Source organism: Actinospineispora acaciae DSM 45401 (assembly GCF_000620785.1).
GTDB classification, from domain to species: Bacteria; Actinomycetota; Actinomycetes; order Mycobacteriales; family Pseudonocardiaceae; genus Pseudonocardia; species Pseudonocardia acaciae.
Window position 1 is genome coordinate 337,478 of the sequence record NZ_JIAI01000008.1, and the last position, 15,146, is coordinate 352,623.

General features: G+C 72.4%; 13 protein-coding genes. 7 read left to right on the forward strand and 6 right to left on the reverse strand.

Annotated elements, in window-relative coordinates; translation table 11 throughout:
* Positions 1-60 precede the first annotated feature (60 nt).
* Together N912_RS0131810 and N912_RS0131815 are read right to left on the reverse strand one after the other, a co-directional pair.
* Positions 61-1,209, reverse strand: a complete 1,149-nt coding sequence (locus N912_RS0131810) for a hypothetical protein (protein ID WP_037067563.1) — start codon at positions 1,207-1,209, stop codon at positions 61-63.
* A gap of 107 nt (positions 1,210-1,316) precedes the next feature.
* The gene (locus N912_RS0131815) at positions 1,317-2,522 is read right to left on the reverse strand and encodes a hypothetical protein (RefSeq protein ID WP_245645547.1); all 1,206 of its coding nucleotides are present in this window, start codon (positions 2,520-2,522) and stop codon (positions 1,317-1,319) included.
* Positions 2,523-2,702: 180 nt separating this feature from the next.
* Between N912_RS0131815 and N912_RS0131820 the strand changes: the two genes are divergently transcribed.
* The 3 genes from N912_RS0131820 to N912_RS55975 all read left to right on the forward strand — a co-directional run bounded on the left by N912_RS0131820 (position 2,703) and on the right by N912_RS55975 (position 5,644).
* Entirely contained in the window at positions 2,703-3,968 is a 1,266-nt protein-coding gene (locus N912_RS0131820) for an aspartate kinase (RefSeq protein ID WP_028925575.1), read from the forward strand.
* 4 nt (positions 3,969-3,972) lie between these two features.
* Complete coding sequence (locus N912_RS0131825) at positions 3,973-5,028, forward strand: aspartate-semialdehyde dehydrogenase (RefSeq protein WP_028925576.1); 1,056 nt, start codon at positions 3,973-3,975, stop codon at positions 5,026-5,028.
* A 79-nt stretch (positions 5,029-5,107) separates the two neighbouring features.
* Positions 5,108-5,644 carry a beta-class carbonic anhydrase gene (locus N912_RS55975; protein WP_051581087.1) on the forward strand — a complete coding sequence of 179 codons (537 nt, stop codon included), beginning with the start codon at positions 5,108-5,110 and terminating at the stop codon, positions 5,642-5,644.
* A gap of 79 nt (positions 5,645-5,723) precedes the next feature.
* Here N912_RS55975 and N912_RS0131835 read toward each other — a convergent pair whose 3' ends face one another.
* Positions 5,724-6,389: a diacylglycerol kinase family protein gene (locus N912_RS0131835; RefSeq protein WP_028925577.1), complete on the reverse strand. Its 666-nt coding sequence runs from the start codon at positions 6,387-6,389 to the stop codon at positions 5,724-5,726.
* 167 nt (positions 6,390-6,556) lie between these two features.
* Here N912_RS0131835 and N912_RS0131840 point away from each other — a divergent pair, with 167 nt between their 5' ends.
* Positions 6,557-7,834, forward strand: coding sequence for an adenylosuccinate synthase (locus N912_RS0131840; RefSeq protein ID WP_028925578.1), 1,278 nt, complete (start codon positions 6,557-6,559; stop codon positions 7,832-7,834).
* A 42-nt stretch (positions 7,835-7,876) separates the two neighbouring features.
* Here the strand turns inward: N912_RS0131840 and N912_RS0131845 are convergent, their stop codons facing one another.
* Complete coding sequence (locus N912_RS0131845; protein ID WP_028925579.1) at positions 7,877-9,442, reverse strand: Na+/H+ antiporter; 1,566 nt, start codon at positions 9,440-9,442, stop codon at positions 7,877-7,879.
* Between the two features lie 40 nt (positions 9,443-9,482).
* Between N912_RS0131845 and N912_RS65975 the strand changes: the two genes are divergently transcribed.
* On the forward strand, positions 9,483-9,797 hold the full coding sequence (locus N912_RS65975; RefSeq protein ID WP_342670885.1) for a UBP-type zinc finger domain-containing protein: 315 nt from the start codon (positions 9,483-9,485) through the stop codon (positions 9,795-9,797).
* Here N912_RS65975 and N912_RS55980 read toward each other — a convergent pair.
* Positions 9,794-10,837: a glycerophosphodiester phosphodiesterase gene (locus N912_RS55980; RefSeq protein ID WP_084211400.1), complete on the reverse strand. Its 1,044-nt coding sequence runs from the start codon at positions 10,835-10,837 to the stop codon at positions 9,794-9,796. The two genes, N912_RS65975 and N912_RS55980, sit on opposite strands and share 4 nt — an antisense overlap.
* A 194-nt stretch (positions 10,838-11,031) precedes the next feature.
* Between N912_RS55980 and purD the strand changes: the two genes are divergently transcribed.
* Complete coding sequence (purD, locus tag N912_RS0131860; protein WP_028925581.1) at positions 11,032-12,270, forward strand: phosphoribosylamine--glycine ligase; 1,239 nt, start codon at positions 11,032-11,034, stop codon at positions 12,268-12,270.
* 1 nt (position 12,271) lies between these two features.
* Here purD and N912_RS0131865 read toward each other — a convergent pair whose 3' ends face one another.
* Entirely contained in the window at positions 12,272-13,492 is a 1,221-nt protein-coding gene (locus tag N912_RS0131865; protein WP_028925582.1) for a glycosyltransferase, read from the reverse strand.
* A gap of 393 nt (positions 13,493-13,885) precedes the next feature.
* Between N912_RS0131865 and dusB the strand changes: the two genes are divergently transcribed.
* Entirely contained in the window at positions 13,886-15,049 is a 1,164-nt protein-coding gene (gene dusB, locus N912_RS0131875; RefSeq protein WP_245645549.1) for a tRNA dihydrouridine synthase DusB, read from the forward strand.
* The last annotated feature ends 97 nt before the right edge of the window (positions 15,050-15,146 follow it).

Sequence of the window (15,146 nt, forward strand, 5' to 3'; positions counted from 1 at the left end):
GGTTCCTCCCGGGCTCGGATGGTTGTGCTCCGAGGTGTTGACCGGGGAGGGCCGCGAAAGTCATCGGCCCCCGCGGCGCCGCGCCTTCGCCACCAGGTAGCGGCGGCGGAGCTGGCCGAGGGCGGCGTTGCGTTGGCTCAGCTCGACGGCCGTGCGGCGCCATCCGGGTTGCTTCGGCGGCGTGTGATCGGCCGACCACCGCAGCATGCCGGCGAGCGCGTGGATCGCGGCGTCCAGGAGCTCGGCGTCGGTGGCGTCGTCGGGGTGGCGGTGCTCGGGGTCGGGCGCGGCGGGGATCAGGTCGTTCAGGTCGCCGATGACCGGGTAGTCACGTTCGCGGAGGGTGTCCACCATCTCTTTGGAACGGCGGGTTACCCACTCCTGGTCGGTGGCGGGCAGCCGCAGTGGGACGCTGGATTCGCGGCGGGCCAGGACGGTGACGGCCAGGTAATCTTTCACCAGCTCGTCGTAGGAGGGCCAGTCGAGGCCGTCCGCCATTGCGATGTTGAGGCGGCGCACCACATTGGTCTCGACAATTCCCATCGAATGGTTCGCCTTATCGACGAGATCGATGTCACAGGTGTCCGGGGCGATATCGATCGCCCGACTGAACCGCGTCCACAGCTCGCTCGGCCTACTTCCGGGTGGCGGAACGGTGACCAGGTGCACTCGGCCGGCGCTCTCGGCCCAGGCGTCGAGCACGCGCGGGATGTCCTGCAGCCGCCAGAACAGGTCGACCAGGTAGTGCGGCCGCTCACCGGGCGCGGACAGCTCGCGGGCGAACTCCGCGAACGTGAGCGTCTGCCGGTTCTTGACGTCCTCCTGCCAGACCGCGGGCACCTGCCGGGCCAGGTCCCGGGCGGTGAGCACCACGTGTACGTCCGCCCAGGCCAGGTCGGCCAGCGCGGCACGGACCTCCCGCTGGTCGAGCATGCTGAACAGCTCGTGGGAGAGGACCACGTCGCCGCGCCAGGACCGGGCCTGGTCCGCCAGCCGCCGCCAGGCGCCGGCCACCGCCGGGTTGGCGTGCTCCTGGTAATGCGCCTTCCGCAGGTCCATGACGGCGTGGAACTGGGCGTCCTTGCTCAGGCCCGGATAAAGCACGCCGGACCGCCGCAGCGCGTCCCTATTGGCCCACAATACTTCCTGGACGAACGTGGTGCCGGTTTTCGGCGCCCCAACGTGCACATAGACGCGGTTCGCGCACATTGGAGGCACCCCCTCACACTACTTATAAACTCTCAGGATCGTATCAAACGGCCGAGGGGGTGCCTCGATGGGCCGTTCTCGAAATAAGCCTGTGAGTTCCCTATGAATTAAATCGCGTACGACCAGCCGGTGAGCGCGTAACCGCCGAACCACGCCGAGGCCAGCGTGACCGCCGTGAGCACCGCCATCGCGGTGGCCCGCCGCCGCTTCGCCAGCGCCAGCGCGACCGGCACCAGCAGCGTCACCGCCGGCAGCGCCAGCCGGGCCTTGGAGTTCATCAGGCCGTTCGAGGCCAGCGTCATCGCCAGCACCCCGGCCGCGTAGGCGATCAGCGGCCACGGCACCCGCCGCGCCCAGCAGACCGCCAGCAACACCACGGCGCCGACCAGCACGCCGACCGTGACCACCTCCAGCACCGACCGCCCGCTGGCCAGCACCTCCTCGGTGAACGCCCAGGTCGCCGCGCCGCCGTCGAAGCCCGAGCTCCAGCCGCGTTCCTGCAGCTCGAACCAGCCGCCGAGCGACCCCGTCCGGGACGCCACGAACCCCAGGTAGCCGACCAGCCCGAGCGGGGCGATCATCCCGCCCACCCAGGGCCGCCAGCCGTCCTCGCGCCTGAACACCGTGACCAAAGCGGCCAGCCCGACCGCGAGCAGCAGCGCGGCCCCGGTCGGCCGGATCGTCCCGGCCAGCGCCGTGCAGCAGCCCGCGAGCACCCAGTTGCGCCGCAGCACCGCGACCAGCGCCCAGACCACGAAGGCGCAGAACAGCCCCTCCGAGTACGTCATGCTCCAGACCACGCCCATCGGCGCCGCCGCCACCAGCGCGACCAGCAGCAGCCCGACCCGCCGCGAGCCGCCGGGCACCAGCTCGCCCAGCCGCGCCAGCCCGTACGCCAGCACCACGCCGGCGACCAGCGACACCATCAGCCCGGCGACCACCAGGTTGGCCCCGGTCACGAACCGCACCACCGCCACGGCGGCCGGGTAGCCGGGGAAGAACGCCAGCGGGGTGGTCGGGTCGCGGTGGCCGAACGCGTCCACCAGCCCGTGCGGCACGCCGGAGTACCCGCCGCCGGCGATGGCCAGCATCCACTGGCCGTCCCAGACCGAGAGCCTGGACAGCAGCAGGCCGCCGTTCACCTCGGTCTGCCAGCCCAGGATGAGCACCCCGACCAGCCGTACCCCCAGGAAGACCAGTGCGGGAGCGGTCACCTCGAGCAGCCGGGAGGCGCGGGCGAGCAGTTCCGGGTCGGGGGTGGGGTCGGGAGCGTCGGTCCGGTTGGCGTCCACCGCCGGCTCGGTCACTGCCACTGAGACAACCCCCTGGCGCCTGTCCTTCGACTGTGTGGGCTGAACCATGAAGGCTAGTGATGCGTACCAGCGTCGGTAGGGTGGGTTCGCGAAACTGAACTAAACAGACGCACGGCGCGCCTGGTCACCCGGTTGGGCGAGGGCCGGCAGACCCCCAACGGTGACTGGAGGCGATCGCAGGTGGCTCTTGTCGTACAGAAGTACGGCGGATCCTCCGTGCAGGATGCCGAGCGAATCAAGCGGGTGGCGGAACGGATCGTCCGCGCCCGCAAGGAAGGCCACGACGTGGTGGTGGTCGCGTCCGCGATGGGCGACACCACCGACGAGCTGATCGACCTGGCCGAGCAGGTCAGCCCGGCCCCGCCGCCGCGCGAGCTGGACATGCTGCTCACCTCGGGCGAGCGGATCTCCAACGCGCTGCTGGCCATGGCGATCCACGCGCTGGGCGCCGAGGCGCGCTCGTTCACCGGCTCGCAGGCCGGCATGATCACGACGTCCAAGCACGGCGACGCCCGGATCCTGGAGGTCAACCCCGGCCGGCTCAAGGCCGCGCTGAACGAGGGCGCCGTGGTCCTGGTGGCCGGCTTCCAGGGCATGAGCGGGGACTCCAAGGAGATCACCACGCTCGGCCGGGGCGGCTCGGACACCACAGCGGTCGCGCTGGCCGCCGCCCTGCAGGCCGACGTCTGCGAGATCTACACCGACGTGGACGGCGTCTTCTCCGCCGACCCGCGCATCGTGCGCAACGCGCACCACCTGGACACCGTCTGCTACGAGGAGATGCTGGAGCTGGCCGCGTGCGGGGCGAAGGTGCTGCACCTGCGCGCGGTGGAGTACGCGCGGAGGTATCAGGTGCCGCTGCGGGTGCGCTCTTCATACAACGACAAGCCAGGCACGCTGATCACCGGCTCGCTGGAGGACATCCCGATGGAACAGGCCATCTTGACGGGCGTCGCGCACGACCGTTCCGAGGGAAAGGTCACGGTCACCGGCGTTCCGGACACGCCCGGTCACGCCGCGAAGATCTTCCGGACGGTGGCGGACGCGGACATCAACATCGACATGGTGCTGCAGAACATCTCGCACGAGTCCGACAAGCGCACCGACATCACGTTCACGCTGCCCCGCTCGGACGGGCCTACGGCGGTCTCGGCGCTGACGAAGGCACGCCACGAGATCGGCTTCGACGAGGTCATCTACGACGACAACGTGGGCAAGGTGTCGCTGGTCGGCGCGGGGATGCGCTCGCACCCGGGGGTCACCGCCACGTTCTGCGAATCTCTGTCGCGGGCGGGTATCAATATCGAGACGATGAACACCTCGGAGATTCGCATCTCGGTGCTCTGCCGGGAGGATCAGCTCGACGACGCGGTGCGCGCGCTGCACGACGCGTTCGAGCTGGGCGGCGAGGAGGAGGCTGTCGTGCACGCTGGATCGGGTCGGTGATCTCGTGACCGTATTGGCAATCGTGGGCGCCACCGGGGCGGTGGGTTCCACAATGATCGACATCATCGATGCGCGGGAGAGCGTGCCGTGGTCGGAGATCCGGCTGGTGGCCTCGGCCCGGTCGGCGGGCAAGGTGCTGACAGTTCGCGGTGAGCAGGTCACCGTGCGGGAGCTGGCGCCCGAGGTGTTCGACGGGGTGGACGTCGCGCTGTTCGACGTGCCGGACGAGGTCAGCGCCGAGTGGGCGCCGGTCGCGGCGGCGCGCGGGGCGGTCGCGGTGGACAACTCCGGGGCGTTCCGGATGGATCCGGACGTGCCGCTGGTCGTCCCCGAGGTGAACGCCCACCAGGTGGCGGAGCGGCCGAAGGGCATCATCGCCAACCCGAACTGCACGACGCTGTCCATGATGGCCGCGATGGGCGCGCTGCACCGGGCGTTCGAGCTGCGCGAGCTGGTGGTGGCCTCGTACCAGGCCGCGTCCGGGGCGGGGCAGGTCGGCGTGGATCGGCTCTACGCCGAGCTGGCCGCCGTGGGCGGCAAGGAGGTCGGGGTGCGCGCCGGGGACGTGGCCGAGGCGCTGGCCGAGGCCGGGCTCGGGTCGGACTCGCCGTTCCCGGCGCCGCTGGCCATGAACGTGGTGCCGTGGGCCGGTTCGTTGAAGGACGACGGCTGGTCGTCCGAGGAGCTGAAGGTCCGCAACGAGTCGCGCAAGATCCTGGGCATCCCGTCCCTGAAGGTGTCCGCGACGTGCGTGCGGGTGCCGGTGGTGACCACGCACGCGCTGGCCGTGCACGCCACGTTCGGCTCGGAGGTGTCCGTGGACAAGGCGCGCGCCGTGCTCGCCGCCCAGCCCTCGATCGTGCTGCGCGATGACCCAGCCGCCGGCCAGTGGCCCACGCCGGCCGACACCGTGGGCGGCGACCCGACCTGGGTGGGCCGGATCCGTCAGGCGCTGGACTTCCCGAACACCCTGGAGCTGTTCCTCTGCGGCGACAACCTGCGCAAGGGCGCCGCGCTGAACACCTACGAGATCGCCGAGGCGGTGGTCGCTTCCGGTTAGCCGCCGCCGGCGGACGCGCCGGTTACCGATGTGCCCGAGTCTGAGCCACCGATAACGACGCGCTGAGAGGTTTCGCACCATGAGCATGGAAGAGCTGCTGTCCCGCCGACCCAACCCGGCCGGGGTGGTGCGGAACCTTGCCGCCACGCCGCTGGAACGGCTCGCGGTCGTGACCTGCATGGACGCTCGCATCGACACGTTCGGTGTGCTCGGGCTGCGGATCGGCGACGCGCACGTGATCCGCAACGCGGGCGGCGTGGTGACCGACGACGTGATCCGCTCGCTGGCCATCAGCCAGCGCAAGCTCGCCACCCGCTACGTCATCCTCATCGCGCACACCGGCTGCGGCATGCTCTCGTTCACCGACGACGAGTTCGTCGCCGAGCTGGCCCACGAGACCGGCCAGCCGCCGACCTGGCGCCCCGGCACCTTCCCCGACCCGGCCCAACACGTCCGCCACGGCATGCAGCAGCTGCGCACCAGCCCGTTCCTGCGCGCGGACACCGAGGTCCGGGGGTTCGTGTTCGACCTCACCACCGGCGCGGTCGACGAGGTCCACACGCCGGCCGCCACCGCCGCCACGCCCGCGCCCCGCGACGCGCCGGCCAACGACTAGGGGCTCGCACATCCGGTGTGTACGTGGCACACGCGCTGCAGCGGGTGTGCGGGGTACGAACTGGGTGTGCGAGCCGATGTCAGGGCTGGCCGCGGACTAGGCGGAGGTCCTCGGTGTGCTTGTACCAGGTCCAGCGGGTTACGGGGCGGGGGTGGGGGGCGCCGTCGTGGAGGACGGTGGCCGGTAGGCAGCCGATTTGGACGGCTCGGCCCGTGGCGGCGCGCACCTTTCGTCCTAGTAGGCCTACGCGTACCGCTCGGACGTCCACGCCGACCGGGGCGATTGGGGTGACCTCCAGGCGGTTCGCCTGGCCGCGCAGGACAAGCTCGTCGTCGCAGTAGACGACGCCGCGCGCCGGGCGCACCTCGCCCCGGCCGAGCAGGATTCCGCCGGCGTCGTCCCTGATCAGCGGCACCCGGTCCGGCTCGCCGTGTAGCGCCAGGGTGACCGCCTGCGTTGGGTCGGTGGGCAGGCCCCAGGTGGCGGCCACCGCCGAGTCCGCCGACGCGGGGAGGTAGGCCACCGCCACGGACGCCAGCCGCTCGGTACGCAGCAGGCGCAGGACCACCGCGGCGAGGTCACCGTCCGTACCCGCCACCACGACGCGGTCCGGTGCCAGCTCGGCCAGCAGCGGGTCCACGTCGGCGCGCTCCGGCCGGCCGGCCAGCTCGCGGACCACCACGTCGTCCGGCACGGGCAGCTCGCCGCCCGGCCAGGAACTGCAGCGCAGCGCCAGGATCGTCATAATGCTCGGCAGCTTCGCACACGGCCGGGGCCGGCGTGTGTGATAGCACGCTGCTTGGGTACCGCCGTCCCGGGCTCGTTGAGTTAGGCTCTCAGGGGCCCCATGACGGCCCCGGTAGTGCGTGATACCGAGAAACGAGCCGAAACCGGGATTGGGGTCGGACTGACATGCCCGCGATTGTGTTGATCGGCGCCCAGTGGGGCGACGAGGGCAAAGGGAAGGCCACCGACCTGCTCGGCGGCCAGGTCCAGTGGGTGGTGCGTTACCAGGGCGGCAACAACGCCGGGCACACGGTGGTGCTCCCTGACGGGCAGGACTACGCGCTCAAGCTCATCCCGTCCGGGATCCTCACCCCGGGGGTTCGCAACGTGATCGGCAACGGGGTGGTGGTCGACCCCGGCGCGCTGATCGACGAGCTGGGCGGCCTGCAGGAGCGCGGGGTGGACACCTCCGGCCTGCTGCTCTCGGCGGACGCCCACCTGATCATGCCGTACCACACAGCGATCGACCGGGTCAGCGAGCGGTACCTGGGCAAGGCCAAGATCGGCACCACCGGCCGGGGCATCGGCCCCGCGTACCAGGACAAGATCGCCCGCGTCGGCGTCCGCGCCGCCGACCTGCTGGACGCCAAGATCCTGCGCCAGAAGGTCGAGGCCGCGCTGGAGTACAAGAACCAGGTGCTGGTCAAGGTGTACAACCGGCGCGCGCTGGACCTGGACGAGGTGCTGGACACCGTGCAGGCCGCCGGCCGCCGCATCGAGCACCTGATCGCGGACACCCGCCTGCTACTCAACCAGGCGCTGGACGCGGGCGAAACCGTCCTGCTGGAAGGCTCGCAGGGCACCCTGCTGGACGTCGACCACGGCACCTACCCGTTCGTGACCTCGTCCAACCCCACGGCGGGGGGCGCGGCGGTCGGCGCCGGGATCGGGCCGATGCGGATCGACCGCGTGATCGGCATCCTCAAGGCGTACACCACGCGGGTGGGCTCCGGCCCGTTCCCGACGGAGCTGCACGACGCGATGGGCGAGCACCTGCGCAAGGTCGGCGGCGAGGTCGGGGTGAACACCCGCCGGCCGCGCCGGTGCGGGTGGTTCGACGCGGTGATCGGGCGGTATGCGACCAGGGTGAACGGCATCACCGACTACTTCCTGACCAAGCTGGACGTGCTGTCCGGGCTGGAGAAGGTGCCGGTGTGCGTGGCGTACGAGGTGGACGGGCGCCGCTGCGACGAGATGCCGATGACGCAGACGGACGTGCACCACGCCGTGCCCGTATACGAGGAGTTCCCCGGTTGGTGGGAGGACATCTCGCGGTGCCAGACGTTCGACGAGCTGCCCGCGAACGCGCGCTCGTACGTGCTGCGGCTGGAGGAGATGATCGGCGCGAAGGTGTCCGCGATCGGCGTCGGGCCCGGGCGCGACCAGACCATCGAAAGGCCGTGAGTGGCTAAGGGGGCTATGGCACCCCTAGCCACTCACGGCTGGTCAGTCGTCCCTGCTGAGCATGGCTTCTTCGAGGTCCAGCTCGCGCAGGACCCTGCGGAGGACCTCGTCGTCGATGCGGCGTTCGTCGCGGAACCTGACGAAGGTTTCGCGTTCGGCGGCCACCATGGCGCGGCGTAGGCGGCGGTGGGCCGCGCTCGGGCTCTCGCCGGTCTCCGAGGCGTCGCGGCCCAGGCGTTCCCAGGACGAGTTGGTGCGCATCTGGGCCAGGTAGCGCAGCTTCTGGACGGTGCGTTCGATCGCGGCGTCGCCGTCCTCGGCCAGGTCGTCGAGCCTGGCCACGGCGGCGCGGCCGGCGGCGTGCTGGGCCTCGGCCTCGGCGAGCGCGTCGGAGGCGGACTCCGCGCCGTGCACGCCGAGGCGGCGGATCAGCCAGGGCAGCGTGGTGCCGTGCAGGAGCAAAGTGGCCACCGTGACCACGAACGCCAGGAAGATGAGCTTCTCCCGCTGCGGCACCTGCGCGGTGATGGCGAACGCGGCGGCCAGCGACACCACGCCCCGCATGCCCGCCCAGGAGAGCACCGCCGGGGTCCGCCAGTTCGGGTACGGGTCGCGGGCGCGCAGCTTGGGCATCAGCAGCCGGGGCACGTAGGTCGCCGGGTACACCCAGACGATCCGGGCCAGCACGGCCACCCCGGTCAGCGCCAGCCCGACCACCACCAGCGGGCCGACCGCGCCGACCTCGCGGACCACCGTGGTCAGCTGCAGGCCGATCAGCGCGAACACGATCGACTCCAGCACGGTGTCCGAGGCCCGCCACACCGCGTCGTCCTGCAGCCGGGTGGCGTAGCCGGTCTGCGGGGCGCGGTGGCCCAGGTAGAGGCCGGCCACCACGACCGCGAGCAGGCCGGACGCGTGCACCTCCTCGGCGACCAGGTAGACGGCGAAGGGCACCACCAGCCCGAGCGCGCTCTCGATCGGCGGGTCGTTCAGCCGCACCCGGATCCGGTGCACCACCCAGGCCATGGCCAGCCCGATCGCCACCCCGCCCACGCCGGCGACCAGGAACATGCCCACCCCGGACAGCAGCGAGAAGCTCGCGCCCGCTGCCGCCGCCACCGCGACCCGGAACAGGGTCAGCGCGGTGGCGTCGTTGACCAGGCTCTCGCCGGCCAGCACCGTCATCACCCGTCTGGGGAGCCCGAGCTGGCGGCCGACCGTGACGGCGGCCACCGCGTCCGGCGGCGCCACCACCGCGCCGAGCACCAGCGCGGCCGGCAGCGGCAACCCCGGGATGAGCCACCACGCGGCCACCCCGACCGCGGCCGTGGTGAAGATCACCAGCCCGACCGCGAGCAGCCCGATCGGGCGCAGGTTGGCCCGAAAGCCCAGGTACGAGGAGTCCAGGGCGGCGGAGTAGAGCAGCGGCGTGAGCACCAGCAGCAGCACGATGTCCGGGTTGATCCGGAAGTCGGGCACGAACGGCAGGAACGACACGGCGATGCCGACCACCACCAGCACCAGCGGCGGGGCCACCCGGAGCCGCCGGCACACGGCGGTCACCGCGAGCGACCCGATCAGCAGCGCAATCAGCGGTACACCTTCCACATCGGGAAGGATGGACCGTGCCGGGCCGCTATGCACCCCGGTGAGCACGATCGATGCGCTCGAAGCAAGGAAGGCCAGACCAGTGAGCTGCCAGCACACCGAGAAAATCGACGCGCCGGGCTGGACCGAGCCGGCGCCGGACACCACCGAGGGCTGCTACGACTGCCTGGCGGCCGACGAGCACGTCTGGGCGCACCTGCGCATCTGCCTGGAGTGCGGCCACGTCGCCTGCTGTGACTCCAGCCCGCACCGCCACGCCGCCGCGCACGCCCGCGCCGACCACCACCCGGTCATGCGCTCGTTCGAACCCGGCGAGACCTGGCGCTGGTGCTACCTCGACGAACGCCTGGTCTAGCCGGTCAGGTGTTCGGCGCGGGCGAAGACGGCCGTGTCGGGGTGGTCGGCGAAGACGGCGTCCACGCCGAGGGTGAGGAAGCGGGCCAGCTCGGCCACCGCGTCGCCGTGGCCGTTCGGGCCGGTCGCCGAGCGCAGTGACGCCGGCAGGAAGCGGTTCTCGTTGCGGAAGGTGTACGGGTGCACGCGCAGGCCGGCGGCGTGCGCGTGGGCCAGCAGCGTGGTCGGCACCCCGTCCGGGGTCACGACCAGGTTCTTGTCCGGCGCGAGCACCGTGGCGTACTCGGCGATCTCGCGCAGCCCGTCCGGGCAGAGCATCGTGCGGTGGTCGGCGGGCAGGCCGGCGGCGACCAGGTCGGCGGGCGGGTCGTCCGGGTCGACCAGCTGCACCAGCGGCACCTTGAGCACGGCGGCCAGCTCGCGCAGGTTGGCCGTCTCGAAGGACTGGACGAACACCGCCGCGTCCGGGCGGTCCAGGCCGGCGTCGCGGAGCTGGCGGACCAGGGTCGGCTCCAGCGGCAGGCCGATCGAGGCGTGGTAGCCGGGGTGCTTGGTCTCCGGGTAGACGCCGACGGTGCGGCCCAGCTCCTCGGACAGCCGGACCGCGAGCGCGAGCACCTCGGCGAAGGTGGGCACTGTGTAGCGCCCGTCGAAGCGGGTGTTGCGGCCCCGGGTGTCCGGGATCCGCTCCATGGCGCGCAGCGTGCGCAGCTCGGCCAGCGTGAAGTCCTCGGCGAACCAGCCGTGGCGCAGCTGCCCGTCGATGAGCTTGGTGCACCGCCGGTCGGCGAACTCCGGGTGCGCGGACACGTCGGTGGTGCCGCCGATCTCCGGCTCGTGCCTGGCCACCAGCACGCCGTCGGCGGTGCTCACCAGGTCGGGCTCCAGGAAGTCGGCGCCGAGCCGGGCGGCCAGCTCGTAGCCGGCCAGGGTGTGCTCGGGGCGGTAGCCGCTGGCGCCCCGGTGGCCGATGATCAGCGGCAGCTGCGTGGTCAGCGAGAGCTCGAGCGCGGCCGGCTCGGTCGCTACGAGGGAGGCCATGTCGGCCACGATTGTGCGTGGACTCGACGACGCCGCGACGGCGGGGGTGCCGGAGCCGGTCGGTCAGGTGAACGACCGGCGGCCGCGTTAACACCGGGTGAACATTGCCTGACCTGCGCCGTCAGGTGTGCTGAACGTAACGTACGGGACGGCCGGGGAACACGCGAAACGGCGCACGGCCTAGGCTCGCGCCCGTGCGAGTCCTGGTGATAGGGGCTGGAGCCCGCGAGCACGCCCTGGTGTTGGCCATGGCGCAGGATCCGGCCGTCACGGCGCTGGCCTGCGCCCCCGGCAACGCCGGCGTCCATTCCGTGGCCGAGCGGCTGGGGCTGCCCGACCCGACCGACGGCGAGCAGGTCGCCGGGCTGGCCCGCCAGTGGCACGCCGACCTTGTGGTGATCGGGCCGGAGATGCCGCTGGTGGCCGGGGTGGCCGACGCGGTGCGCGCGGCCGGCGTGGCCTGCTTCGGCCCGAGCGCGGCGGCCGCCGCCATCGAGGGCTCCAAGGCGTTCGCCAAGGACGTCATGTCCGCCGCGAAGGTGCCCACCGCGCACGCCGAGACGGTGGACAACCCGGCGCACCTGGACGCGGCGCTGGCCCGGTTCGAGCCGCCGTACGTGGTCAAGGACGACGGGCTGGCCGCCGGCAAGGGCGTGGTCGTCAGCTCCGACCTCGACGAGGCCAGGGCGCACGCCATGACGCTGCTCGACGCCGGCCACCCGGTGCTGCTGGAGTCGTTCCTGGACGGGCCGGAGGTCTCGCTGTTCTGCCTGGTGGACGGCCGCACCGTGCGCCCGCTGCTGCCCGCGCAGGACTTCAAGCGGGTGGGCGACGACGACACCGGCCCGAACACCGGCGGGATGGGCTCCTACGCGCCGCTGCCGTGGGCCGAGGCGTCGCTGGCCGACGACGTGGTGAGCACGATCGTCGAGCCGGTGGTGGCCGAGCTGGACGCGCGCGGCACGCCGTTCTCCGGGCTGCTCTACGCCGGGCTGGCGCTGACCTCGACCGGCCCGGCAGTGGTGGAGTTCAACTGCCGCTTCGGCGACCCGGAGACCCAGGCGATCCTGCCGCTGCTGCGCACCCCGCTGGCCGGGCTGCTGCACGCCACCGCCACCGGCCGGCTGGCCGAACAGCTCGCGCTGGACTGGGCGCCGGGCGCGGCGGTCGTCGTGGTGCTGGCCGCCGAGGGCTACCCGGGCACGCCCCGGATCGGCGACGTGATCGTCGGCGCGGACGCGGACGGCGTGCTGCACGCGGGCACCCGCCGGCGCGACGACGGCGCGGTGGTCAGCTCGGGCGGGCGGGTGCTGTCCGTGGTCGGCACCGGCTCGGACCTGACGGCCGCGCGCGAGGACGCCTACCGCCGGGTGGCCAAGATCCGCCTGCCCGGCTCGCACTACCGCTCGGACATCGCGCTCAAGCGCCAGTGAGTCACGACCACAGCTCGTCGGCGAGCTTGTCCAGGTGGTTGATGCGGGTCTCGATGCCGGGCGAGAGCGGGATGCCGGCGAGCGCGGCCATCTCCCGCCAGCGGTGCGCGACGTCGTTGTAGCGCAGCGCGGCCTCCCTGGCGGTGGTGCCCAGCCGCTCGCTCTCCGCCGGGTCGGCCAGCGCGGCGGCCACCTCGGCCGGCAGCCGGTCGGCGGTCATCGGGAAGTGCATCGGCGCCGCGGCCGACACGTACTCGCCGAACTGGCGCGACGAGATCGGCAGGTCACCGGCCAGCGCGCAGCCGGCGGCCATCGCCTCGTAGAACCGGGGCCCGACCTCGCGGTGCGCGCCGGCGTGCTTGCGGTGGCCGAACTGGTCGTAGTTGGTCAGGAACAGCCGCGACCGGGTGGCCATCGTGGTGAAGATCCGGCGGTGCTGGGCCAGCGAGGTGATCAGCCCGAGCTGGCCGATGTCCTGCTGGTACTTGCCGTCGTGCGCGCTGGCCCACTGGCGCAGCAGCAGGTGCTGGCCGGGCGGGTCGACACCGGGGCTGAAGATGTCGATGTTGCGCTCGGACTGCTCCCTGGCCGGGAACGCCAGCACGTCGAGCAGCGGCGGCACCACCCCGACGGTGCGTAATCGGTCCGAGAGCAGGTGCCCGAGCGGCGGCATCTCGCTGCCGCTGAACAGCGCGTCCACCCGCCGGCGCAGCTGCCCGACCAGCTCCGGGTAGCGGCGCAGCTCGTACTCGGTGACCACCGAGACGTGCACGATCACGTACTCCGCGAGCCGGTGCCAGTCCGGCACGCCGACCAGCACCGAGGCGTCCGCCAGGTCGCGCGCGAGCACGACCAGCACGTCGGCCGGCTCGCCCAGCCACTGGTGGTGCTCGATCCGGTACGGGCGGGCCAGCCGGGTGCTGGCCAGCAGGCGGCGCACCTCCCGGCGGTCCAGCGGCGGGCGGGTGTACCTCGGCGAGGACACCATGACCCGGTACAGCCCGGCGGACAGGGCGTCGCGCAGCACGTCCTCGGCCTCCAGCAGCCCGCCGAAGTCCGCGACCGGGCGCACCTCGCGCAGGCTCAGGATGGTCACCCTCGGGCCGGCCTCCGGCTCGGTGGTGTCCGGGCGCTCCGGCCGGGGGCGCGGGATCTCGACCACCTCGCCGGGCACCACCGAGGGCAGTTCGGTGCGCGGGTACGGGGTGGGACGCTGCGGCATCTGCGGACTTCTTCTCCTGCTGTCGAGAGCTGTCCTCCCTGATCGGGTGACAGTATGGCCCAGCACCCGTCCAGAAACACTGAGTTCACCGCACAACGCGCCCGCGTTCCATCAGGCGCGCCGACCCGTCGGGTTGGCCGTGCGGGCGCCCCGGCCGCGCCCGCGCGCCCTCCGCGGCCGCTCCCGAGGCCACCTGAGGCCCCGGTGACAGATCTTCATATTGCTTGATATCACCGGTCACCGCGTTGAACCGGGCCTTCACCGCTTCGGGCGGCAGGGTGGTGGCCTTGGGTCACCGTTGACCGCGCCCCGCTGGCCTCCCGTGGAGTGGACGTCGGGCGGGTTCACCCGGCCCGGTACCGTCGGGCTCGTGACCGGGTTGGTGGCCGGCGGGTGGCCGGGCGGGTGGCGCAGCTGACCGCGCCCGCCCCCACGCGGGCGACGCCGCGGATCGGACCGTTCCAGGTTGATCCGCCGGTCGTTCTCGCCCCGATGGCGGGCATCACGAACCTGGCGTTCCGCCGGCTGTGCCGGGAGTACGGCGCCGGGCTGTACGTGTGCGAGATGATCACCTCGCGGGCGCTGGTCGAGCGGAACGCCGAGACGCTGCGGATGATCCGGTTCGCGCCCGAGGAGCGGCCCCGGTCGCTGCAGCTCTACGGCGTGGACCCGGCGACCGTGGCGGCCGCCGTGCGGATGGTGGCCGACGAGGACCTCGCCGACCACGTGGACCTCAACTTCGGCTGCCCGGTGCCCAAGGTGACCAGGCGCGGCGGCGGCGCGGCGCTGCCGTACAAGCGCCGGCTGTTCGAGCGGATCGTGGCGGCCGCCGTGCACGCGGCCGCACCGGCCGGGGTGCCGGTCACCGTGAAGATGCGCATCGGCATCGACGAGCAGCACCAGACCTACCTGAGGGCCGCGCGCGCCGCCGCCGACGCCGGAGTGGCCGCCGTGTCCCTGCACGCCCGCACCGCCGCCCAGCGCTACTCCGGGCGGGCCGACTGGTCGGCGATCGCGCGGCTGCGCGCCGAGCTGCCCGCCGAGCTGCCGGTGTTCGGCAACGGCGACGTGTTCAGCGCGGCCGACGCGCTGGCGCTGATGGCGGCCACCGGGTGCGACGGGGTGGTGATCGGCCGGGGTTGCCTCGGCCGGCCGTGGCTGTTCGGCGAGCTGGAGGCGGCGCTGCGCGGCCAGCCGCCCCCGCCGGCGCCCAGGCTGGGCCAGGTGGCCGCCACGCTGGCCCGCCACGCGCGGCTGCTCACCGAGCTGCACGGCCCGGACAAGGGCATCCGCGACCTGCGCAAGCACGTGGCCTGGTACCTCAAGGGCTTCCCCGTCGGCTCCGGGCCGAGGCGCCGGCTGGGCATGGTCTCGTCCCTGGACGAGCTGGACGAGCTGCTCGGCGGGCTGGACCCTTCGGCGGTGGCCGAGGACGTGGACGGCCCGCGCGGGCGCCAGGGCTCGCCGGGGCGGGTGGTGCTGCCGGAGGGCTGGCTGGACGACCCCGACGACCTCACCGTGCCCGGCGGAGCCGAGCTCGCCGACTCCGGGGGTTAGCGCGTGTTGGGCACATTCACAGGCTTCATCGCTCACACGGGCGAAATGCTCAGGACAACGAGTGTGATCACCGGTAAACGGACGGGACAGCACGGAC